The organism is Sediminihaliea albiluteola (assembly GCF_014077625.1).
Taxonomy (GTDB): Bacteria; Pseudomonadota; Gammaproteobacteria; order Pseudomonadales; family Halieaceae; genus Sediminihaliea; species Sediminihaliea albiluteola.
Genome location: NZ_JACFXU010000013.1, coordinates 872,543 through 895,806 on the forward strand (window position 1 = coordinate 872,543; position 23,264 = coordinate 895,806).

General features: G+C 51.3%; 22 protein-coding genes. 15 read left to right on the forward strand and 7 right to left on the reverse strand.

The genetic code is table 11. The annotated features are described in order from the left end of the window. Nucleotides 1–31 precede the first annotated feature (31 nt). Nucleotides 32–550: a peroxiredoxin gene (locus H2508_RS04945; RefSeq protein ID WP_182169451.1), complete on the reverse strand. Its 519-nt coding sequence runs from the start codon at nt 548–550 to the stop codon at nt 32–34. A 100-nt stretch (nt 551–650) separates the two neighbouring features. Between H2508_RS04945 and H2508_RS04950 the strand changes: the two genes are divergently transcribed. Then, nucleotides 651–3,899 carry an amidohydrolase family protein gene (locus H2508_RS04950; RefSeq protein ID WP_182169454.1) on the forward strand — a complete coding sequence of 1,083 codons (3,249 nt, stop codon included), beginning with the start codon at nt 651–653 and terminating at the stop codon, nt 3,897–3,899. On the opposite strand, the gene H2508_RS04955 is transcribed toward H2508_RS04950, so the two are convergent. Both H2508_RS04955 and H2508_RS14995 read right to left on the reverse strand, forming a co-directional pair. After that, nucleotides 3,896–5,311 carry a DUF3482 domain-containing protein gene (locus H2508_RS04955; protein ID WP_182169457.1) on the reverse strand — a complete coding sequence of 472 codons (1,416 nt, stop codon included), beginning with the start codon at nt 5,309–5,311 and terminating at the stop codon, nt 3,896–3,898. The two genes, H2508_RS04950 and H2508_RS04955, sit on opposite strands and share 4 nt — an antisense overlap. Then, nucleotides 5,308–6,714, reverse strand: a complete 1,407-nt coding sequence (locus tag H2508_RS14995) for a DUF2868 domain-containing protein (RefSeq protein WP_182169459.1) — start codon at nt 6,712–6,714, stop codon at nt 5,308–5,310. The genes H2508_RS04955 and H2508_RS14995 overlap by 4 nt, the downstream gene beginning before the upstream one ends. A gap of 170 nt (nt 6,715–6,884) precedes the next feature. On the opposite strand from H2508_RS14995, the gene H2508_RS04965 reads away from it, so the two are divergent. The 5 genes from H2508_RS04965 (at nt 6,885) to H2508_RS04985 (ending at nt 9,898) form a co-directional block, all read left to right on the forward strand. Further along, complete coding sequence (locus H2508_RS04965; RefSeq protein WP_182169462.1) at nt 6,885–7,256, forward strand: YkvA family protein; 372 nt, start codon at nt 6,885–6,887, stop codon at nt 7,254–7,256. A 185-nt stretch (nt 7,257–7,441) separates the two neighbouring features. Continuing rightward, nucleotides 7,442–8,395 carry a mechanosensitive ion channel family protein gene (locus H2508_RS04970; protein WP_182169465.1) on the forward strand — a complete coding sequence of 318 codons (954 nt, stop codon included), beginning with the start codon at nt 7,442–7,444 and terminating at the stop codon, nt 8,393–8,395. Nucleotides 8,396–8,499: 104 nt separating this feature from the next. Further along, nucleotides 8,500–9,009 carry a DUF7931 domain-containing protein gene (locus tag H2508_RS04975; RefSeq protein ID WP_182169468.1) on the forward strand — a complete coding sequence of 170 codons (510 nt, stop codon included), beginning with the start codon at nt 8,500–8,502 and terminating at the stop codon, nt 9,007–9,009. Between the two features lie 135 nt (nt 9,010–9,144). Then, entirely contained in the window at nt 9,145–9,300 is a 156-nt protein-coding gene (locus H2508_RS04980) for a hypothetical protein (RefSeq protein ID WP_182169471.1), read from the forward strand. 172 nt (nt 9,301–9,472) lie between these two features. Further along, nucleotides 9,473–9,898 carry a potassium channel family protein gene (locus tag H2508_RS04985; RefSeq protein ID WP_182169474.1) on the forward strand — a complete coding sequence of 142 codons (426 nt, stop codon included), beginning with the start codon at nt 9,473–9,475 and terminating at the stop codon, nt 9,896–9,898. A gap of 62 nt (nt 9,899–9,960) precedes the next feature. Here H2508_RS04985 and H2508_RS04990 read toward each other — a convergent pair whose 3' ends face one another. After that, nucleotides 9,961–10,941 carry an acyl-CoA dehydrogenase family protein gene (locus tag H2508_RS04990; RefSeq protein ID WP_182169477.1) on the reverse strand — a complete coding sequence of 327 codons (981 nt, stop codon included), beginning with the start codon at nt 10,939–10,941 and terminating at the stop codon, nt 9,961–9,963. A gap of 302 nt (nt 10,942–11,243) precedes the next feature. Between H2508_RS04990 and H2508_RS04995 the strand changes: the two genes are divergently transcribed. The 9 genes from H2508_RS04995 to H2508_RS05035 all read left to right on the forward strand — a co-directional run bounded on the left by H2508_RS04995 (nt 11,244) and on the right by H2508_RS05035 (nt 20,638). Next, nucleotides 11,244–11,840 (forward strand): NUDIX domain-containing protein, encoded by a 597-nt coding sequence (locus tag H2508_RS04995; RefSeq protein ID WP_182169480.1) that lies wholly within the window; start codon nt 11,244–11,246, stop codon nt 11,838–11,840. Between the two features lie 39 nt (nt 11,841–11,879). Then, nucleotides 11,880–13,052 (forward strand): acyl-CoA dehydrogenase family protein, encoded by a 1,173-nt coding sequence (locus H2508_RS05000; RefSeq protein WP_182169483.1) that lies wholly within the window; start codon nt 11,880–11,882, stop codon nt 13,050–13,052. 240 nt (nt 13,053–13,292) lie between these two features. Further along, nucleotides 13,293–14,438 (forward strand): acyl-CoA dehydrogenase family protein, encoded by a 1,146-nt coding sequence (locus H2508_RS05005; protein WP_182169486.1) that lies wholly within the window; start codon nt 13,293–13,295, stop codon nt 14,436–14,438. Nucleotides 14,439–14,712: 274 nt separating this feature from the next. Continuing rightward, nucleotides 14,713–15,375, forward strand: a complete 663-nt coding sequence (locus H2508_RS05010) for a glutathione S-transferase (protein ID WP_182169489.1) — start codon at nt 14,713–14,715, stop codon at nt 15,373–15,375. A 273-nt stretch (nt 15,376–15,648) separates the two neighbouring features. Then, nucleotides 15,649–16,866, forward strand: coding sequence for an OmpA family protein (locus tag H2508_RS05015; RefSeq protein ID WP_182169492.1), 1,218 nt, complete (start codon nt 15,649–15,651; stop codon nt 16,864–16,866). 49 nt (nt 16,867–16,915) lie between these two features. Then, entirely contained in the window at nt 16,916–17,398 is a 483-nt protein-coding gene (locus tag H2508_RS05020; RefSeq protein ID WP_182169495.1) for a hypothetical protein, read from the forward strand. Nucleotides 17,399–17,510: 112 nt separating this feature from the next. Then, the gene (locus tag H2508_RS05025; protein ID WP_182169498.1) at nt 17,511–17,870 is read left to right on the forward strand and encodes a hypothetical protein; all 360 of its coding nucleotides are present in this window, start codon (nt 17,511–17,513) and stop codon (nt 17,868–17,870) included. A gap of 297 nt (nt 17,871–18,167) precedes the next feature. Next, entirely contained in the window at nt 18,168–19,745 is a 1,578-nt protein-coding gene (locus H2508_RS05030) for a purple acid phosphatase family protein (RefSeq protein WP_182169501.1), read from the forward strand. Nucleotides 19,746–19,807: 62 nt separating this feature from the next. Next, on the forward strand, nt 19,808–20,638 hold the full coding sequence (locus tag H2508_RS05035; protein WP_182169504.1) for a tetratricopeptide repeat protein: 831 nt from the start codon (nt 19,808–19,810) through the stop codon (nt 20,636–20,638). 91 nt (nt 20,639–20,729) lie between these two features. On the opposite strand, the gene H2508_RS05040 is transcribed toward H2508_RS05035, so the two are convergent. The 3 genes from H2508_RS05040 to H2508_RS05050 all read right to left on the reverse strand — a co-directional run bounded on the left by H2508_RS05040 (nt 20,730) and on the right by H2508_RS05050 (nt 23,227). Further along, complete coding sequence (locus H2508_RS05040; RefSeq protein WP_235964842.1) at nt 20,730–21,740, reverse strand: NAD(P)H-quinone oxidoreductase; 1,011 nt, start codon at nt 21,738–21,740, stop codon at nt 20,730–20,732. A gap of 89 nt (nt 21,741–21,829) precedes the next feature. Then, nucleotides 21,830–22,249, reverse strand: a complete 420-nt coding sequence (locus H2508_RS05045) for a YidB family protein (protein WP_182169507.1) — start codon at nt 22,247–22,249, stop codon at nt 21,830–21,832. Between the two features lie 123 nt (nt 22,250–22,372). Further along, nucleotides 22,373–23,227, reverse strand: a complete 855-nt coding sequence (locus tag H2508_RS05050; RefSeq protein WP_182169510.1) for a mechanosensitive ion channel family protein — start codon at nt 23,225–23,227, stop codon at nt 22,373–22,375. Nucleotides 23,228–23,264: the final 37 nt, after the last annotated feature.

A 23,264-nucleotide genomic window follows, 5' to 3' on the forward strand; every position in this document is an offset into this window, starting at 1 on the left:
AAGTAGTCTGTGAAAGTTATCCGACAGGGAATTAATCGCTCAAAGCGACGCCGAGCTCAGCCAAAGTGCGAGCCATATCCTCAGCAGAACTGGCCGGCTGTACCGCCCTATCGATCTTCAAAATGCGTCCATCTTTGCCGATGTAGAAGGTATGCCGCTTGGCATAGCCAAGCTCATGGAGCACGCCATAGGCCTCAGCCACTGCTTTGCTGGGATCGCTCAGTAAGGGAAAGTCCGCCTCGGTCGCTTCGGCGAAGCCCTTATTATCCTCTAAGGCATCGACACTGGCCATAAAATAACTGACCTCATAGGCGCGGATGAGGTGGCCATTTTCAGCCAGGGATTTGCACTCGATTGTGCAACCGCGGGTATAGGCCTTAGGGAACCATGCCAGCACCACCGCCTTCTTGCCGCGATAGTCCGAGAGGCTATAGGTTTTGCCATCACTGCCAGCTAGAGTGAAATCTGGCGCTTGATCACCCACCTCAAGGGCCAGCGCCGAAGCGCTAATAAAAAAACTCAATAAAACAGGCAAAAATCGCTGATACATAAATTCTCCAAACTACAAAGCTGTAGGTCAAAAGTGTAAAGTGGCTGGCTTGTGCAGTATGAATCACTGCAACCCGATCAACAAATGAAAGGAAATTGGCATGAGATTGACCTGTTCAATGGTTCTGGCAGGCTTACTCAGTGCATCGATAAGCAGCAGCGCCCTGAGTCAGGGCACAAGGCCTGAGCAGCCAACTTGGGACGTCAATCACCCGAGCTATTCTGTCAACGCCAAGTCAGCGACTCTCGATGTCAACGAAGGCACCTGGATGAGCCTAGATGTGTCGCCAGATGGCAAGCAAATTGTGTTTGACCTACTCGGTGACATTTACCTTCTCCCCATCTCTGGTGGTCAAGCCCGCTCTTTAAGCTCTGGCCTTGCCTGGGATATGCAACCGCGCTTTAGTCCCGATGGGCAATACATCGCTTTTACTTCTGACCGCGCCGGCGGCGATAACATCTGGACTCTGAAGCTGGACAGTGGCGAACTGCATCAAGTCACCCACGAGGACTTCCGCCTACTCAATAACCCCAGCTGGAGCCCCGATGGGCGCTATATCGCTGCACGTAAGCACTTCACAACTTCGCGCTCCCTTGGCACCGGCGAAATTTGGCTATATCGCGCCACTGGCGGCAAGGAACAAAGTGGCCAACTGGTGGTTAAGCGCCCCAGCGAAACCTTCCAAAAAGAACAGGGTGAACCAAACTTCAGTGCCGATGGTTCTAGTATCTATTACACCTTGAATACCACGCCCGGCGACACTTTTATCTATCACCAAGACAGTAACGGCGAGCTATTCCAGATCCGTCAAATCGATCTCGATAGCGGCGCAGTCAGCACCGTAGCCGGTGGCCCCGGCGGTGCCGTACGCCCCACGCCCTCGCCAGACGGCAAAAAACTCGCTTACGTAAAGCGTGTCCGCGCCGAGTCTCGCCTGTTTGTCAAAGACCTCGCCAGTGGCCAGGAAGAAATGGTCTACGACAACTTAGACCTAGACATGCAGGAAACCTGGGCCGTTCATGGTCTCTACCCCAATATGGACTGGACTCCCGATAGCCGCAGCATTGTGTTTTGGGCTGGCGGTAAACTGTGGCGGCTAGAGCTAGAGGGCCGTCAACTCACGGAGATTCCTTTCCAGGTCAAAGACACGCGCCAAATCTACCCTGCCCCGCTATTTACCGTAGAGGTAGCACCGGATAATTTCCGCACACGTATGATGCGCTTCGCTCAGCCCTCCCCCGACGGCAAATCGGTAGTGTTTGAATCCCTAGGCCGCCTCTATCTCAAGCGTGGTGATAAAGCCGCAAAGCCTTTGAGCAGCGATAAGCAAGACGGCTTTGACTATTCACCAGTCTGGTCACCCGATGGCAACGAAATTTATTTCCTGCGCTGGAACGACCAGAGCCTTTCCAGTATCCGCCGGGTCAGTGCGCGCGGCGGCAAATCCCGAGCTGTCAGTGACGAGCGCGGCCAGTTCACCGAATTAGCCATCGACCAAGAGGGCAAAACACTCGCCTATCGCAAGCGCCCTGCTTCTGCATTATTGAGCCCAGACTGGGCGGTTCAGCCAGGCATCTATTTGATGGATATCGGTAGTGGTGAAACGCGCTTTGTCAGCAAGCGCGGCACTGACCCCCACTTCGGGCCAGACCCACAGCGCCTCTATGCCCAGGAGCGGGCGGAATCGGCATCGGGTCGCGGCAGTCAAACCGCGGTCACCAAGCTGATCTCTATGACCCGTGAGGGTTACGATGTGCGCGAGCTAGCTCAAGCGAGCTTCGCCAGCACTATCCGTTTGGCGCCTAGCGGCAAACATGTGGCCTATGAAAGTCATCACCATATGTATGTCTCAGATATCTTGCCCAGTGGCAAAGCCCTGGTCTTGGATGCCCCCAAGCCGGCCTTCCCCAGCGTCAAACTAAGCACCACTGGCGGTACCTACCTGTACTGGAACCAGGATGGCAGCGCGCTCAGCTGGTCAGTTGGCCCGGAACTTAAAACTGTCGCGGTTGCCGATGCCATGGCGGAAGGCTTCAAGCCGCCAAAAACAGGGCTCGATCTGTCTTTTGAAGTAAAAGCTGACAAACCGGACACTAAAGTGGCCCTGACCAATGCGCGAGTGATTACCATGGACCGCCAGCGCAGGGTCTATGACAGCGCCACGGTACTGCTTAATGGCAACCGCATTGAAGCCATCGCCGACAGCGCTGACCTTGAGGTACCCGCAGGCTATCAGAGCCTAGACTTAAGCGGTAAAACACTGATCCCAGGCTTTGTCGATATTCATGCCCATGGCCCCTATGGCTCAGGGGAAATCATTCCACAGCAAAACTGGAACCTCATGGCTCACCTAGCCTTAGGTGTCACTACAGTGCACAACCCTTCCAGCTCGGCTAATCTGGTGTTTTCGGCTGCGGAATACCGCAACGCTGGGCTGATTCTCGGGCCGCGCATCTTCTCCACCGCGGAGATTATCTACGGCGCCCAGAGCACCTTCTGGTCACCAGTGGACAGCCTTGCAGATGCCTTAGCCCATGTCAGACGACTCAAAGCGCAGGGCGCCGTCTCGGTTAAGAACTACAACCAGCCACGCCGAGAGCAGCGCCAGCAGGTCATTGAAGCAGCCCGCCAGGAAGGCCTAATGACGGTCGCCGAAGGCGGCTCACTGTACCATCAAGACATGAACCTGATCGCCGATGGTATTACCGGTATTGAGCACAACGTACCGGTATTGCCCATGTACGATGATGTGACCCAATTCTGGAGTCAGTCTCAAGCCGGTTACACCCCGACCCTAGTAGTCACTTTCGGTGGCCTGACCTCAGAGGACTATTACTATCAAGACACTGAGGTATGGAAGCACCCCATCCTGTCCCAGTTCGTGCCCCCCACTGTGCTACAGCCGCGCTCAGTGCGCCGCCCGATGGCACCGGAAGCGGATTACCGCGATGATGATGCCGCCGCCGCTGCCAAGGTATTGCTAGATGAAGGAGTACTGGTGAACACTGGCGCACACGGCCAGCGCGAAGGCCTGGGCACCCACTGGGAAATGTGGAGCTTTGTGCGCGGAGGCTTTAGCCCCATGGAAGCGCTATCGGCTGCGACCATTAACCCAGCGATCTATATGGGTATGAGCGACGATGTCGGCTCTCTAGAAGTCGGCAAGCTAGCCGACCTTGTAGTGTTAGATGCCAACCCGCTGGAAAATATTCGCAACAGCGACCAGATCAGCCACGTAATTCTCAATGGCCGTATCTACCGTGCTGCGGACCTAGGTGAAGAAGTCAGTGGCGATGCCAGCATTGCCCCCTTCTACTGGCAGGGTAAAGCCGAATCGGCGATTCGCTAACTCTCCCCTGCCACCTGATCATGCTGCTGGCACCAGGCCAGTAGCATTTCCGCCAGCTCCGCGCGTCGTTCAACGACGCGCTTTTCCGCCCTCAAGTCAGCGAACAAACGCGCTAACTTGCGCCGCTCTTTATCCTCTAGCTGCTGCAATAGCTCATTGTCCAAGCTCAATGCGCTGCGATCCGCATGGGTGCGGTGGCAGAGCAGTTTGTGATGCAACAGAGCCCGGCCTAACAGCACAAAGGGGAAGTTAATGTTTTTACTGGGACCGTAGCTCAGTAACTTGCCGCCAGTGGGTATGCCTTTGACCTGAAACTGGGCGATATCATCGGCATAGCGCCAGGCCCCAACACTGCCTGTAATAGCGCCCAGCGCCGAAGTGGTCAGAGTTGGTAAGCCGGCCAGCAAACCGCCCGTCACGCCATCAACAACCACACCGGCACCACCGCCCAAGAGAGCACCTGCGGCTCCCGCAGCAACCGTCAGAGAGGCTTTATTCAAGCCCCAGAGGTACCAGTTTTCGACATTGAATAGCTCCGAGTCTTCCAGTGCCAAGACCTCTTCGCTGCGCTCCAAGTGCTTGTAATGATAGACCTCCTCCACTTGACGTCGGCACTGCCGTTCGCGCTTCACCAGGTGGCTCTGATATTGGCTGGCCAGCAGCTTCTCTACCGGCTCGGCTGGCATCCCCTCCAGCAGGCGCTGTGAGCTTTTATATCTTAAAGCCTCAGTGATCATGTCGGCGATCAACAAACTGGCGCTGTGATGCTGCTGGGCCCGTTCTTCCTGTAGTAATTGCACGGCGCGCTTTAAGTCATCGCGCCAAGCCGGATCCAAGTGACCGAAAAGCTCCAACAGCTCTAACTGCTTAGCTAGCTCAGCACGGTGGGCATCGAACTCGCGGACAGTACGAAAAAACTGCCCTAAACCAGCGGACCACTCGGCGGCATAATCGGCATTATCAATGGGGTTGATTACCGCCAAACTCGGCCGCCCAGTCCAGCGCAAGATCTCCATCTCTGCCTCATAGTCCGCACCAAAGGGGCAGGAGCCATCGACCACATAGATGATACCGGCGCCATCGATGATCGGCCTCAGTAGCTCACACTCATCGACGAAGCGCGGATCATCGCGGTGCGCCTCAACAAAAGCGCGTACAGTTTGGGGCCTAGCAGAAGCGTCAGCGCAGTTGGCCTGTAGCCAATCCAATACAGCCCTAGCGCGTTGAATACCCGGGGTATCCACAAGTGCATAGAGGGTTTCACCGTTGACCTGCATGGGAAAGCTACGGGCCTTGCGTGTCGAGCCAGAGCGGGCGTCGATATACACCGAGTCGTCTCTAGCCAGGGTCGCTACGATGCTGGATTTCCCTTTATTGGGGCGACCAACAACGGCAAAAGTTGGCACTGTCATATCGGAGTCACGCGATTAAGAAGTTGCACATCCACACTAGCAAAAGCCTGCTCACGGACAAAGCGCCGCCAGTCCTCCACTTTACGGTGTGGCACAGACTTACCCGGGAGCGGCACGAGATAGAGCGTACAACGCGGTATGTCATCGAGCTCGGCCAGTATGTCGGCTAGCTCTGCCATCGGTGGCTCCCACGATTTTACCACCACTGCCAGTTGATCAAAGGCAGCTTTGTTTTTCTCTTGCAGCAGCTCGCGCTCACGCTGTAGCTGATTAAAGCCCAGCGATAAAATATTGTCCTGGGCAAGGCCGAGACTCAAGAGCTCTTCAAACTGATCCACTGACTCAGCACCCAAGGCGCCACTCCAGTCCAATAACAAGACTCGCGCTGTGGCGGAAGGCCCTGAAGAGACTGCAGCTCTCGCTTGTGCTTCTGACACAGCCTCATCACTATGCTCGGAGCTCTGCGTGGTAACCAAGGGGGCACGCATACGGTTAAGTACCATGTCAGCTCCGGGAAACTGCACAAAAGCACGGCGCATCATGTGCCGCGTCGCTAGCCTGCTAGCAGCCCACAGCAACAAGCGTGGGAGCAAGGCATAAACGGTGATACTCATAAACAGAAAGCCCCACCAGCCCCGCATGCTATCAATACCCTCGCGATCTAAATTGGTCAGCGCTGGGTGGTAGCGACTGCCCGCAATAATATCGCTGGATAGCGTAGCTTCCGGCCACACACTCGACCAAGGCCCTGCCATGGCATCGGTGAAGCTCAGCACAAAATGATCGCTGAGTGAAAAAGTGGAGCCCCACACAAAGGCAAAATCAGTTATCGCCGGCACCGCAATAAAAGCAGCTAAAGCGGCGGCGGTGAACAAGACGGCAAACTCCTGACAGTATCGCATAAGGAGTAGACGGAGCACCGAAGCGGCCTCACGTAGATAGCGCCGATCGGGCAAGCTGCGCAGTACCAGCAATCGCATCGGGCTCGCTGGCAAAGTGGCCGGGGCCCGGCCACTCACTGTTCGGACAAAGAAAAAGCTCGCAAAGAGGCTCATCAAAAGCTGCAGGCCGACAAAGAGCGCTAGCAGTACAAAGGCATTAACTAATCCGCGACTGCTGCTGAGCAAAAAGCCCGCCATCGCGCTAAAGCCTAAGAGCAAAGCCAAGCCTCGGGCGATATAGACCCAGCTCGACTCTGCTTGCCAGCCCTTGCCTTGATCGGCCGGAACCACGCTATCGAGCCAATACAAGAGACGCGCTTCATCACTCTGCTGCTGGCAGCTCCTTGCAATAGCGTGATCGCGCTGTCGCAGCTCTGATATCGCTCGCTCACGGTCCTGTTCCACTTGTTCTGCCAAGTGATATAAGTCTTGCAGGTTAGGACGCGATCGATGCACAGTCACAACCTGCCTTAAGGCCTACTTTCAACACACAAATACTCTATATAGCTGGATAATCTATAGCTGTAAGATACAGGCTAAAGTACCACAAGGGGAATGCCCATAAGGGCGTCTAAGCGTTTTCATAGCCCCTTCTGAACTAAGGCCCGAAAATGGCTCCAAGGATACAAATTATGCCAAAAAAGGAAGTGCCCCCCGAGAATAATCAATACCAACAAGCTTATAGCGACGAGGGCTTCTGGGACAAACTCCGCCACTACGCTGGCAGCGCCGGTAAAGAGGTAGTCGAGAAGGCCCTGTTGATGTACTACGCTGCGCAGCAAGAAGATGTCCCGAAATGGGCCAAAGCGACCATTTTTGGCGCGCTGGGCTACTTTATCACGCCCCTCGATGCCATCGTCGACCTAACACCTGTAGTGGGCTACGCGGATGATCTGGGTGTACTAGCCCTGGCGCTGGCAGCTGTCGCTCGCTACATCAATGATGACGCTAGAGCGCGCACAGCCGAGCGTATGGAGCGCTGGTTTGGGGCTGATGATAAATAGCACCTGTCATTGATAGCAGCAAGCTGTAGCCATTGGAGAATTCTGAGTGCTTAAGTGCCAGCACTTAACTTGGCGGAGAACTTCAAAAAACGTGGATCTCCCACTGCTTTGCCACAACAATGCAAGCACGCTTCGAGACAAGATCGCCTGCATAAAAAACTCAACAGGCCCATAGGAAGAACACGATGAATGAAAATGCAGCCTCGGCACAAGCATCAACCAACGAAGCAATTGATGCGGCCTCTCCCATCGATGCACCGCAGTCTATGTCCGATGTAGTCTCTTCACTGCAATCAACTTTCCTCGGTATTTGGGAAGCCTTTTTGCAGCACACTCCCTATCTTCTCGCTGGACTCTTGGTTCTGGTCTTTACTTGGATTGCCGCTCAGTCGGTTAAACAACTGACTCGGCGCGCGCTCAGACGGGCGAGCGTGAAGGCCTCGCTACAAGAACTGGGTGAGCGGCTGGTCAATATCTTAGTGTGGGGCGCCGGCTTGCTGCTAGCAGCGATGTTTTGGTTTCCAGGCCTGACGCCCACTACCGCGCTGGGCGGTCTCGGGCTCATCTCAATCGCTATTGGTTTTGCTTTTCAGGATATTTTTGAAAACTTCTTTGCCGGTATTCTATTGCTGTGGCGCTTCCCCTTTGAAAACGGTGACTTTATTGAATGTGAAGGTATTCTCGGAGAAGTTGAAGACGTCACCATTCGCATGACAAAGCTGCGCCTTACCTCCGGTGAGCTGATGCTGGTACCAAATTCTTTCTTGTTTAAAAATCCAGTCAACGTGGTCACTAACAGGACTCTCAGACGGGTGGAAATCATCGCTGGCGTCGCCTATGACGTCGACTTGGAACAAGCGCTTGTAGTCATACAAGAGGCGGTGGAGAGCTGCTCTACGGTGCACTCAAGTAAAGCTGTACAGGTTTTCCCCCAGGGCTTTGGAGACAGTAGCATCGATATTGAAGTGGCCTGGTGGACCCAAGCAAAACCCTTTGATGTCCGTCAGTCCCGCGCTGAGGTTATCATCGCTATTAAGCGTGCATTGGATCAGGCCGGTATCGAGATCCCCTTCCCTTACCGCACTCTAACATTCAAAGAGCCTCTGCAGATTCAGCCCCTCACAGCGCCAGACTGCTAATGGAGTCTTTAACTATAATGTGATCAAACGGCGAGTACTCAAGCTAGACATAAAGCTCGCCGCAAATGATAAGGCCCAGCTTGGGTGTAGAGCAGGATACAAAGATGGATACTAAGCCGGGCTCAAACTACAGCTCCAGCAATGACTCTTCCGATAATGATAGCGCGGATCTGCTTGCCCCCACGGTAGAGCTTTGTGAGAGCGCCAGCCGTTATCTATACCTGCTTAGCCCCAGTGCAAGCTTTCGTATATTCGATAGCCAACACTTAGCTGAGGCAATGGCGCAACTAGCGCGTCGTTCCCGTCACACTGAGCTGCGTATATTGATCGATGATCCAGGGCCGCAACGACTAAGGAATCACCGGCTGCTGAATCTCGCGCGACGCATACCAAGCAAAGTGCGCCTGCACTGCATCGCTGAACATCCGCAATGGCAAGGTGAAACACTAGTGCTTCGTGATCATGATGGCCTGCTCTATAAGCCGGCAGAAAGCCTCAGCAGAGTTTTTTATGAAGCAAACTCAAGAGCATTAACAAAGCGCTATTTGGAGCTCTTTGAAACGCTATGGCGCCATAGTGAACAGCCTACAGAGTTACGTCAGCTATCACTATAAATTACCGCTAGCACTGAGCTAGCAGGATAAACCTCATGCAAATTCCTCCGGGCTTCAACTGTAAAGCTTGGCAAATTACGTAAACAAATGTGCTGAAACTAATATAGGCTTGAGCGAGCTATAAAGGTAATAAAAATGGATATTCAAGTTCTCGCCAGACAATCAAGTGAACTTATAGAAAGTGCCTTAGTGGTAGTTTCTAGCCCGCAAAGCTATATCCAGGTGACAAAACTCATTGAAAAACATTTTCCTCAGCGCGAGCTTAGAATTCTTAATGCAGGACAGCAATGATTCTTCCGATAATGACAGCGCAGATCTAATTGCACTAGCAGTGGCGCTTAATGCTTATGAGTATCTACTCTACAAACCAGCAGTCAGCCCTTTACGTTCTTACATCAGTGCTATGGGCAATTTATGTTTTTATGTAAAGTAAGCGCAAAAACATCCTAGCGGAGTCTGCAATGTGTTAGTCGTTGTACTTGTCAATATGCTTCTTATCGGCTTGACGGTCATCATTCACTATGAATTTCTGCACCGCCTTACGCTACTTATGCCACTGTTAAAAATTCGCCATCGCTTTCGGATCGTACTTGGGGTCTTTGCAGCTCTCAGCGCACATGCAGTAGAAGTATGGATCTTTGCTCTGTCTTACTACTACATGCACAAGACCGATGGCTGGGGGGAACTACGCGGCAACTTTGAGGGGACGCTGCTTGATTGCGTCTACTTCTCCTTTACCACCTACACCACCCTAGGTACCGGTGACATCGAACCGATTGGCAATTTACGCTATTTGACTGGGCTGGAGTCACTGACTGGTTTGGTGCTGATAACCTGGACCGCCTCCTTCCTCTATCTACAAATGACTCGCTACTGGGATGAAAGCTAAACTGAAGGTTTTGGTTAGGGCTATTGCCCCTTAACACTATCTAGTCAGGCTCGCTTGGACACTTAAGGCTTAACCATAAAGTGTTGCACAGCCGTCAACAGGTCTCGGTAGGCCCAGTGAATGAGCTTATCCTCTTCAATAAATGCCAACCCCCCAGCTAGGAAAAGTGTTTGAATGCTCTGAAAAACTTGCAAGTTTTGCTCACCTAAAACACTGCGGAGATGCTGCTCATGCTGCTCTAAATAGAGACCTTTGACACTTTTTGCTTCCACGTCACTCGCTAAGCTGTAAAGCCTTTGCTCGCATGTTTCTACCAAGGGCAGTAGCTCTTTGTCGATCAATGACACGGCCTCTGGCTTCTCTAAACCCTGCAAACACAGCCTTAATACACACTTAACACAGCCTAGATAGGAAGCGGACATGCTAAGACGCGCAAAGGACTGAAAAGGAATATGAAATACGCCGTAGTGATCGTTGTTCTTGATACGGTTAATCTCAAAGCCATAGCTTTTGGGTACCTTGACAGCCTCTAAATGAATACCGAATGAGGAGGAATTCCTCATTCCCATGATCGGCCATTTATCCTCTGACAGTTGAACCTTAGCCCTAGGTACCACAAAGCTCTTCAGCCCTTTACCCGAATGTGTTGCGTTTAAACTAAACAAAGTCGCGTGATGGGCGCCGGTGCATTTACCCCATTCACCGCTAATTTCAACAGCATCATCAAGCTCTCGCCACTGGCCACTGCTGGCACCGCTGCCTGCGATGACAGCATCCTCTGCACTAAACAGTTCCTGGGCCACCTGGTCTGCAAAGCTAGCTGAGAACCAGTTGGCACCGGCACCTAAATTGACCGTCCAGCCCAAGCCACCCTGAATCTCTGCCACCTCAAGTAGCCTTTGGCAGCCTTCAGCCATCGACAATTCTAAGCCGCCGTAGCTCTTGGGCACGAAGAGCTTAAACCATTTGTTTTGATAGCAGCTCTGTAGACGATCTGGATTGAGATGAAATTGTTGATACTCTTCTAAGGTAAATGCCTTCACTGACAATATTTCCTTAATGCTCGTGATGAATAACAGCTCAGCAAGTTAATAGTGGCTTGAGGAGCCAGAGCACTTTATGCAGCTGAAACAGCTTATATGGCTAAGGCTGCCCTCTTTAGGCGATTGCTCTGGCCTATTGTAAGTCATTGAGTACCCGGAACTAAAAGAGCTCGTTAAAATAATTAACTTAATGGCTACTGACAGCGCTGCCACTCCAGTCAAAGTCATGCTTAAAATACTAGGCAGAGCCATTTCTCGATATTACGGTGAGCAAAATAATGAGCGATAACAGTAATCAGCCTATGAGATATCAAGTCCACAGCCGTGAGACGCTTTCTAAAGGCTTTTTAACAGTCGAAGTGTTGAAACTAAGCCATGAGCTCTTTAATGGCGGTTATTCTGAGATACTCACGCGTGAGCTGCTACAACGCGGCGATGCGGTGGCTATTTTGCTGCATGACCCAATGCTTGATGAGGTAGTGCTCGTTGAGCAGTTCAGGGTTGGTGCTATCGATGAGCAAAACCCCTGGGTACTAGACCTTGTCGCAGGGATGATTGAGGCGGGGGAAGTCGTTGATACTGTCGCCAGACGCGAAACCCAGGAGGAAGCCGGACTGGAAATTCAAGGGGAGTGCCTGCCAATCGCCCGCTACTACGGCTCTGTAGGTGGCTGCAGTGAGAAAACCTATTTGCTTTACGGGCGTGTGGATGCCTCAAAAGCGGCTGGCGTACATGGACTAGAGAGCGAGGGCGAAGATATCAAAGTGCGGCGTATGCCAACAACAGACTTATATCAACTGATTGCCTCAGACGAGATACTACCGGCTGGCTTGATCATCGCCGGGCAATGGCTAGCCAATAGAGAACAAAGTGCTGATCACACACAGTCAATCCCCTAGATAACTCAGAGCTAATAAATAATAAAAGGAATGTTGTTTATGTCACTGTCATTTGATTCAAGCCGGCTTTCAAACCCTGATCTTACTGAGGCTCATGAGGCTTGGCGGGAACAACTGCGTCGCTTCATTGATAAAGAAGTTACACCCCATGTCGATGAGTGGGACGAAAATGGCACCCTACCACCAGAGCTCTGGGATAAGGCTGCTGCTGCGGGGATTTTGGGCATGGGCTATCCCGAGCAATACGGCGGCACATCCGAAGGTATTGATCTGCACTACCGTAATATTCTCAGTGAAGAGTTCGCTAGAACTAGCCTAGGTGGCTTACCCAGTACGCTGTTGTCCCATGGCATAGGTCTACCGCCAGTACTGAACTTTGGTAGTGAGGCGCTAAAAAGCACCATTATCCCGCCAGTAGTAGCAGGCACCAAGCGTATCGCCCTAGCGATTACCGAGCCTTCTGGAGGCTCTGATGTAGCGAATTTAACAACGACTGCAGTACGAGAGGGTGACCACTACATCGTCAATGGCAGTAAAACCTTTATCTCTGGCGGCATGGGTGCAGACTGGTTTACTACGGGTGTTCGCACCAGTGGAGAAGGTGCGGGGGGCATCTCTGTATTAGTTATACCGGCAGATGTGGAGGGCGTGAGTCGCACTCCCCTAGACAAGAAACAAGGCTGGTGGTGCAGCGACACAGCCACCATTTACTTCGATAAGGTCAAGGTGCCCGCAGGCAACCTACTGGGCGAGGAAGGCAAAGGTTTCTATGTTATCGCACACAACTTTAACCATGAACGCCTGTCCATGGCAGTCATGATGGAAGCCAGCTCACGTGTCTGTCTGGAAGAGGCGGTAAACTGGGCTCAAAACAGAAAAACATTTGGCAAGCGTCTTGCTGACCATCAAGTTATCCGCCACAAAATCGCTGAAATGAAGCAGCGCATCAACAGTTGCCAAAGCTATATCCAGTACTGCACCCGGGAGATTATTGCCGGTACCGCTGTGTTTGGTGATATCGCCTTATTAAAGGTGCACTGCAGTGAAACACTTGAGTTTTGTGCTAGGGAGGCTATGCAAATCCTCGGTGGCATAGGTTATATGCGTGGTAACCGTGTAGAGCGCATCTACCGTGAAGTCAGGGTTAACGCCATTGGTGGTGGCTCTGAGGAAATAATGCGTGATCTCGCCGCCAGACAGTACCAGCTATAAGCGAATCAAAGCTTTCTATTGAGCTATAGAGCGCTGAGCAACTCGCTGTTATGCGGTAAGAGTCTTGGGGCTTTGAAGCTTGTTTGAGATTAAGCCCATTGAATAAGGCGCAGGCCTATTGCGAGAGCTGCAGGTACGGCAGCAGCTAGATAGCAGCTATGTCATTGCGTAAAGTGACAAAGTCCCATAAGCCCTATACTCAATCTGATATTGAAGTGACTTTAATTAGGATTAATCAGCATGATACCAAGAACAATTTTTACAGAAGAACACCGACAATTTCGTGACAGTGTGCGCAAATTTTTGCAAGAGGAAGCACTGCCCCATCATGATCAGTGGGAACTAGAGGGTCAGGTAAGCCGTGAGCTTTGGCAAAAAGCTGGTGCACAAGGGCTGTTGGCACCTTCCGTAACTGAACAATATGGCGGCGTTGGCGTCGACTACCTCTACAACACCATCATCAGTGAAGAAATCGCTCGTATGGGCTTGAGCGGCATCGGCTTCGGACTGCACTCTGATATTGCAGTGCCTTACATTGAGCATCATGGCACAGAGCAGCAGAAGCAGAAATATCTCCCGGCTTGCTTAAGTGGCGAAATCATTACTGCTATCGCTATGACAGAACCGGGTACGGGCTCAGACCTGCAAGGAGTCAAAACGAGCGCAATACTCGATGGTGATGAGTATGTACTGAATGGCTCAAAAACCTTTATCACAAATGGACAAATGGCTGATCTGGTTATTGTGGTCTGTAAAACCGATCCCTCAGCTGGAGCGCAAGGTATTAGCTTAATGCTAGTTGAAGCAGGAACTCCCGGCTTTCTCAAGGGAAGCAATCTCCATAAACTCGGCATGAAGGCCCAGGACACCTCAGAATTATTCTTCCAGGATGTGCGCATTCCCAAAGAAAACCTACTGGGAGAAGAAGGCAAAGGCTTTATCTATTTAATGCAAGAACTGCCGCAGGAACGTCTCGGTATTGCTGTATCAGCGGTGGCTAATGCTGAATCAGTGCTCGAGCAAACAGTTGCTTACGTCAAAGAACGAAAGGCCTTCGGTAAGCCGATTGCTGCCTTTCAAAATACGCAATTCAAGCTAGCTGAAATGGATTCAAAACTTACGGCTATGCGGGTATTCATAGACCGCTGTATTGAGCTACATATTAAGGGCGCACTGGATGCAGTCAGCGCCTCCAAGGCCAAACTTCTGGCCACTGAGCTACAGTGTGAAGTGATCGATCAATGTTTACAGCTACACGGCGGTTACGGTTACATGTGGGAATACCCAGTAGCACGCGCTTACGCCGATGCCAGGGTACAACGTATCTACGGTGGCACCAGCGAAGTGATGAAGCTAATTGTTGCTAGAAGCTTACTGGCTGATTAATCCTGCTACAGGACCAAGTACATCGCTTGATAGCCGCTTCAGCCAGCTAGGCTTTATGTCAATTGCACTGCCTTTTACTAAGCTGCGGCCTGCGTCGCAGCTTAGTCTCCTCCCATAGCTCGCCCTATTCCTCACTACACAGTGCCTATTATTCACTGACCAAGCTCTAGCTTGACTGTGGCTATTGGCGCAGCTGCTGGCAGAGTCTCAAAGTTCTAGTTAATTTCGCTACAATAGAGGCACTAGTCATTTATCTAGGGATCATAGCCTCACGATGTTACTGCACCGTTTGTACTCCTTTCGCCGCTGTCCTTACGCAATGCGGGCTCGACTTGGCATCTTGTTTGCCGAGCTGACTGTGGAGCTACGAGAGATAGTACTTAAAAATAAACCGGCTGAGATGCTGGCTATCAGCCCCAAAGGCACTGTGCCAGTACTAGAGCTGCTTGATGATAAGGGCCAGCATCAGGGCCTGATCGAAGAGAGTAAAGAAATTCTAGAGTGGGCGCTGCAAATCAATGACCCACAGGGCCTGTTAAATACAGACTTACAGACTGCCAATACCTTGATCGAGCAAAACGACAATGAATTTAAACACTACTTGGATCGCTACAAATACGCTGATCGCTATCCGGAGCAATCTCAATCGGCGTACCGAGAGCAGGGCGAAGTGTTTTTGCAAGTGTTAGAAAAGCTATTGAGCAAAAACCACTACCTATTAGGCAAGCATATCAGCATTGCAGATATCGCCATCATGCCTTTTGTGCGTCAATTCGCCCATGTTGATCGGGAGGTTTTTTATCGCCTACCCTACCCTCAGCTACAGCAGTGGCTGAGAGATTGGCTAGAACACCCGCTATTCCTACAAGTCATGACCAAGTATCAGCCCTGGCAAGCAGGCGATGAACTGGTCGTATTTCCAACAGCTCACACTTGAGCAAGTCGAAAGACTAGTGCTTAATCTATTGGCAAAATATTCACTGCCTTGGTCACAGCGACAGATTTCTGTATGTTCGGGCCGATTAAAAATATAAAGATCAGCGGAGAGCTTGAGATGCAGCAGGATAGGAAAGCAGTAACAAAGCAGCTTTGTAAATTACAGAGGCTTAATTTCAAAGCCATCTTAGCAGGATCGACTTTCTTTAAATCAAAGACTATTTCATTCTTTGCACACAGCAGCCTCAGGGCTGTTGTGCTGTTTGGGCTTAGTGTGAGCTTAGGCGCTGGGCAGGCCTTGGCTGAGCCCAAAGCCTATCCGGATGGCCATGGTGGCGAGGTGCTATTTCCTGAAGGGCATAGCTCATTTGCAGACGAGGTAGTGAGTTACTATAGCGGCACAAAAGAAGCGATTGAATCGGCGCGCAACCCTCAACAAGCTCTTGGCATTCCAAATTACGACGCTAAAAATGATAGTAACTATGTATCACTCGGTTGTGGCGGCGAGCTGATTGTTAAGTTTAGCGATAATATTTTGATCGATGTGCCCGGACCGGACCTCTATGTATTCGAGATCGGGCCCTCGGTTGAACCTACTGCCCTAGCCATTTCTGCTGATGGTGAAAGCTGGACGCGGATCGGTCGCATTACAGGCGGCCGAGCGGATGTCGATATTGCTCCCTATGTTAAGGCTGATGAAACCTTTCGCTATGTGAAACTGGTAGACCTGCGTGAGGACTGCAGAGGTAACTGGCCTGGAGCAGATATCGATGCTGTAGGCGCCATTGGATCAGCGGAGCAGATCGCCCTAGATAGTGCTGTTTTATTTGCCAGCGGCCAATACGAATTACAATCTACCGCCTCTGCAGCGATCGATGCTGCAATCGCCGGCATTGACCCCAAAGAACTGCAATCGATCGTGGTGGCCGGACATACTGACAACGTCGGCAGCGCCGAAATTAACCAAGAACTCTCGCAGAATCGTGCCACTGCTGTAGCACGCTATTTGATTGATTTTGCCAATTTCCCAGAAAAACACCTGAAGACCGAGGCCTGGGGCCTAACGCGGCCAATTGCCAGTAACGACAGTGCAAAGGGCCGCGCACAAAACCGGCGAGTTGAAATAACGCTGCGCCGTTCACTAGCCGTAGATGCCGAAGCGACAGAACCGAGTGAAATCCTAGGACTTTGGACCGCAGCTGACATTGGCATCATCGAGTTGCGTCGAGAAAAAGGTGAGTTAGTGGGTGAATATACTAGTGATAACGGACGTATCCGGGGTGAAATGACCAGCGATACAGTATTAGAGGGCTACTGGATCGAAGATGGTTCCCGTCAGCGCTGCGACAGCGAAAAAGCGGGAAGCTACTACTGGGGCCGCCTAAAACTAGAGTTCGATTCTGCCGAGCTCGATAAATTTGAGGGCCAATGGAGCTATTGTGACAAAGACACTTGGCTGGGCAAGTGGCCCCAAGGTGAACGGATTATTTAAACCCGCTGATATCCTATAAAACCCGCATCTTTCTTTAGGAAAGGAAATAATGATTCATATGATGCTAAAACTTAGCGTTTCTATAGGCCTCATAACGCTTGCAGCCTTCCCATCCTTCGCTGATAAGCCAAAATCCCTGGCTAATACTGGGAGCAACAACTATGAGCAGCGCTCTACAGCTGCTTCAGCTTCGAGTAGCAAGCAAGCTCAACACCTAAGCTACTTCAACCATGACCGCCAAGCAATTATCCGATCTTATTATTCTCAGAACACTAAAACCAAAAAATGCCCGCCAGGCTTAGCTAAAAAAAATAATGGCTGTCAACCGCCGGGACAAATCAAGCAATGGAAAAAAGGCCAGCGACTACCCGGTGACCTTGTTTACTATGACCTGCCTAAGGCCTTGATCGATCGCCTCGGCCGCAGCCCAGAAGGGCACAAACTCATACGGGTCGGCAGTGATTTACTCCTCATTAATATGGCTAGTGGAGTAATAATCGATGCTCTGGAAGATCTTGATGGGCTATTTTAAACCCTTACTTGACCGCGACTCAGCGTCGCCCTAAGCAGAAACCGTGCCGCTCTGACTTGGCTTAGGCCATTAGGCAACTCGGCCATACTGTGCAAGAGGAAACACTGCGCCAATGAATACGAGAAAGAAACAACAGGATGCGAGCATCCACTCGGCTTTGGAGAAATCCGCCCGACTCAGCGCCGATATACTGAGCCGTTGCCTAGTGCAAAATAGTGACTACTTCCGAGTTAACTCGCAACTGCTGACAAAAGTGCAAGAACGATTGCAGCGAGGACAGGAGCTCAGCCGCTCGGGTAATTATCGAGTGGCAAGTATCGTCCAGCGGCATGCCATCGATCTGATCTTGCAGGAAAACCACAAGCTGTTCAAAGATGATGAATCTCTGCGAAAAGCGCTTTTAGCCTATCGAGATCACTACGACCATAGCGTGCTTCCACTAGCTGAACAGTCTAACTCTGGCGTCTCATAAAGCCTTGCTGGAGCAGAAAAATCTATACGCCCAAGCAATAGCAGAGCCGATGTTACTTTTATAAAAGCAGTCTTCAGCTAAAGTAGTATTCTTTAGCTGCTAAGTTGCTATATTTACTGTAACTCTTTTGCCTTGGGCAAAGGCTAAAGCTTGCGCCTTCTTATTATGGCAAAGATGGTAACTAGCATTACAGCCAGCTGCACTTAACAGGTGATGCTAGGGCTATACCTGATGAGCATTGTTCATCGCTAGTTATAACAGTAGTAGTTCCATATTCTAATAAAAAGGATGGATAAAATGATGGGCATGAAAGGTCTTGTTATAGTTTCAGCAGTGATGCTGCCTATAATTCTGTCGGCTTGTTCCGACAGCAGTGATAGGCGCCCGAGCGAAGTAGTAGCTAATCCCTGCGTGGGGGTTGAGACAACATCGAGTCGCTTATTTTTACAGCAGGTCAGCAGCGACTCAGCAATCGTAAAGTGGCGTGGAGATGCATCAGAGCTTTGCTTCGGTAGCGATCCATCTAAGCTGCAGCATTTGGTCGATGCGCAAGAAACCGCCGGCGAGCACAAAGAAGCGCTACTTAGCGGCTTAAGCCCAGATACTCGCTACTACTACTCTATAGGCGCTGCAGCCACAGCCCCAGAGGGACAGTTTTTCAACTCCTCCCCGCTGTCAGGTAAGCTACCTAAGGATGGCAATACTCGCATTTGGCTGGTCGGTGACTCTGGCACTGGCGGTGACGATGAGCGCGAGGCTCACGAGGGTGAGGCTGCTGCAGTAAGAGATGGCATGCTGACATTTGTAGAGCAGAGCGGAGGCGAAGCGGTCGACCTATTTATCATGCTAGGGGACAACGCTTACGAGGTCGGCAGCGATTTAAACTACCAACAAGCGGTGTTTGAAACCTACCCAAGTATACTGAAAACCACGCCCTTATGGCCCACCATTGGCAATCATGAAATGGGCGCCGGCCAACTGGACTTGTGTGCCTATGTGGAGATCCCCTGTGGCAACTCATTCCTATTTCATGGTGGCGTTAGCACTAGCGCTGAACCAGAGCAGTGGATTGAAGAAGAAGGGGCGGCACCCACACTGATGCCCTACTTGGATATCTTTACGCTGCCAACAGCTGCAGAAGTTGGCGGCGTAGCCAGTGGCACCGAGCAATACTATTCTTTTGATTACGCTAACGTACATATTGTCAGTCTCGACTCACAACTGACAGCTAGAGATGAACAACAGCGCGCCACTATGCGCCAGTGGCTGATCGACGATCTCGCCAGCAATACACTTGACTGGACCGTAGTAATTTTCCACCACCCACCCTATTCAAAGGGCGCTAACCACGACTCTGACCAGACAGAAAACAATCCCATCGACCGACCCATGTGGGATATGCGCAATGAGTTTGTGCCTATCTTTGAACAATACGGTGTCGACGTAGTCTACAGCGGCCACTCTCACTCCTATGAGCGCAGTTACTATCTACGGGGGCACTTAGGTACTTCGGATACTTTCTCAGCTGCACAGCACGCCGAATTAATAGACGGTGACCCTACTCGCCCCTCACTTGGACAAGGCGATCACCGCTACGCTCAGCTCAGCCCCAGCAGCGGCGGCATCAACGATCGCGTAGTGTACTCAGTCGCTGGCAATAGCGGTAAAGCCGATAGTAATTCAGGCGCAACAAAGCCCGAACAGTGGCTTCGCCACGCCGCTCATATAAGACAAGAGGCCGACAGCTTGGAAGATAAACGTCACGGCCTAGCGGTCATCGGCTCTGTCATCATAGATGCAGGCGAGCACGAGTTAAGAGCTAATTTTATTGATCATAATGGCACGGTACTCGATCACTTTATCATTACGCGTTAGCTACTCTTCTGGGCCGCGCCGGCTGCGCGGCCCGCACTTTACTCTCTACAAAGGCCTTGAATATGTCTATGTTTACGCCTAGCAAATTTGCAGCATTCATTTGCCTAGCTATCGTATCGAGTCCTTTGTGGAGTCACCCTGGAGTAGATGATCTAATCCATCGTTTGAGTCACATGATTGAGCATAAGCCAGAGCGTTACGAGCTCTATATCCGTCGCGGTCTGGCCTACTCCGACAATGCCCAATACCAGCTAGCTTTAGCTGATTACCGCAAAGCCGCTGCCTTGAGTAGCCCTGAAGCACTTGATCACGATGTGGGGGTTGTGTATTACCGCATGGGTGAACTTGAACAAGCTTTGCGGCACTTCGATGCCTTCTTAGCGCAGGCACCGAAAAGCTACCCCAGCTACGAATACCGGGCTAGAGTGAAACGCGACATGGGTGACTACCACGGCGCTATTGCCGATTTAACACAGTACTTCAGATTAAACGACAGCCCCAATCCCGGCCATTATGTCAGCGCCGCCGACATGCTCCTTGAGCTCGAGGCTAATGGCCCTGAGTCCGCCCTACAACTACTTGATGAAGGCCTGGAAAAAATCGGAGTCGTGCCGCAATTGCAACGCAAAGCGATCGCCATAGAGCGCGCAAGAGGCCGCAAAGACCTTGCGCTTGAACGCCTTCAAACACTTGAGTCGGTGCTTAGTTCCAGTCCTAGCTGGCAGCTCGATATGGCAGAGCTGTTGATTGACTCAAAACGACATGGCGAGGCGGCGAACTTACTCAAAACGGCACAAGCGAAACTTGAGAAGCTCAGAAGCACCCCTGCGCGAATCGAGTTATTCAAGTCAATTGCCGCATTAGAATCAAGAATTAAGGAAGAAAACTCTTAACAAGCCACACTAGTATAGCAGCTAGCACAGAGAAGCAGCTGAGCCTGTCGCTTGCTGCTCTAGGCTGGAGCCGAATTTTTCATTGTTTTAATCAGACTGTCAGCACAATCTTGCCGATATGAGCACTGCTCTCCATCAGGCTGTGGGCCGCAGTGGCTTCGGCTAAAGGAAAGTGCTGGTGTATGACCGGTTTAATGCGCCCCGCTGCTATCAGCGGCCAAACATGCTCTAGCAGTTGTGTGGCAATAGCCGCTTTGGCCGCTGCGCTTTGTGGACGCAGCATGGAACCCGTTAAGCTTAAGCGCTTTAATAAAACCATGGCTAAATTAATTTCGGCTTTGTGACCTTGCAGAAAAGCGATATTAACCACACGGCCGTCCATCGCTGCCACTGAGAGGTTGCGATTGAGGTAATCGCCACCGACCATATCGAGGATGACATCGACACCGCGATTCTCAGTGAGCTCCTGAAGGACAGCGACAAAATCTTCGCTGCGGTAGTTCACTGCCCGCTCAGCACCAAGCGCTTCGCAGGCGCGACATTTTTCCTCGCTTCCAGCTGTAGCATAGACCCGAGACCCTAGCGCCTTCGCCATCTGTATTGCTGTCACGCCAATGCCAGAACTGCCACCGTGTACTAATAAACTCTCCCCTGCTTGCAGCCCAGCACGGTCGTACAAGTTACTCCATACGGTAAAGAAAGTTTCTGGCAAGCTAGCTGCAGCAAGGTAATCTAAGCCTTCGGGAATAGGCAGGCACTGCCCCTGCGGCGCTGTGACATAAGCTGCATAGCCACCGCCGTTGGTCAAGGCGCAGACAGAATCCCCTACGCGCCACTGACTCACCCCTTCAGCCACCGCAAGCACCTCTCCAGCCACTTCTAAACCGGGTAAATCGGAGGCACCTGGCGGCGGTGGGTAGAGGCCTTGGCGCTGCGCCACATCGGGGCGGTTCACACCGGCTGCGGCAACTTTAATCAAAACCTCGCCGACACCAGGCTGCGGTAGGTCTCGCTGCGCCAGCCGCAGTACCTCTGGGCCACCTGGGGCAGAAATTTCTACGCAAGACATAGTTTTGGGTAGAGTGTGGCTCGCTGTCCTCATCCTCATTCCTCTAAGGCGCTGTAAGTGAGTGCTTGCAGCGCCACTCTTAAACTCTCTTAGCCTTACCAGCTTGTAGCACTAAGCTATGTTTACTTGTTGAAAAACGAAGTGGCTGCGCTCATTAAGCCACCGATACCACCGGCGGCGTCTAACAAGCTACCACCACTGCTGGCTTTGTCCATCAGCTGAGGTAAGACATCAGATAGACCTTCTGCGGCAGTTTCTGGCTCTGTGCCAACTGAGCTAGCAAAATCTGCCACTTTACTCTTACCGAGTAAGTCAAAAATACTCTGGGCAGATACCGGCGCATTAGCCCCATCTCCCAGCCAAGTGCCAAGCACTGACTCTAAACCGCCACTCTCAGCCATACGACCCGCCAAACCTGCCAAATCCAGATTGCCTTTACCGTCGCCTAAGAGTTGGGATAAAGCGCCGCTAATGCTGTCTAAATCCACATTCAAACCAAGTTTTTCGGACAGTAACTCTGCGCCCATCTTTATTAAATCCATTGTCATACTCCTTCACTGTACTTTGACTGTCTTTGCTCTGTATTGATTGTTAATAGTCACATTATAGAGGCAGCGAGAGATAGCTCTATCACTCTACTGCTCACCATCAAGCTCAGGCCGAGCTTAGTCCTGCCGTAATCGCAACTCACCATCGATATGAACGTCCTGTTGCGGGAAGGCAATCGACACCTTATTTTCCCGAAACAACTCCTCAATTCTAAATCGTAGATCACTGCGTACGCCCCGCAAGCCGCGTTCAGCCCGAGCATGGATCCATATATTGAGATCAAAAATCAGCGCGCTGCTGCCAAAATCCTCAAATATTACCGAGCTCGATGGACTTTTAAGTACATCGGGGTGCTCTGCCGCTGCCTGAGATAAAAGGCGCTCAGTTAAGCGTACATCCGAGCCGTAAGCGACTCCTACTCGGACACTGGTGCGCACCAAACTATCGAGTAAAGTCCAATTCACTACGGTATTTTCAAGCAAATGACTATTGGGAACCAGCATATGGACACCATCAATCCGACAAATACGTGTTGAGCGTGTATTGATCGCTTCGACGGTGCCTCGAGCCTCTCCGATTTCTAAAAAATCCCCAATCTTGATCGGCCGCTCCCACATCAGGATCCAGCCGCTGATAAAATTATTAATAATATTTTGTGCGCCGAAACCAACCCCAATCGCTACCGCACCTGAAATAAAGGCAAAGGCTGTTAAGGGGACGTTGAGTAGCTCTAGGGTAATTAGACTCAGGACAACTAAACTTAAGACTTGATAGGCGCGAGATACCAACTGCACGATATTAGGGTTCACGGCACGCTTAATCATCGAGCGGCGAATAAAGCCAGCTGTCCAAGCAATAATCACCAGTGCCACCAAGCACACCAGCAGCACAGCAAGAATTCTGGCGAAGTCGATAGTGATACCACCCAGTTGAATAACTGGCATATGGAGAAGGTTAGTGATTTCTTCCATGCTATGATCTCTCGCTGGCAAGCCAGCTAAGGGTTAT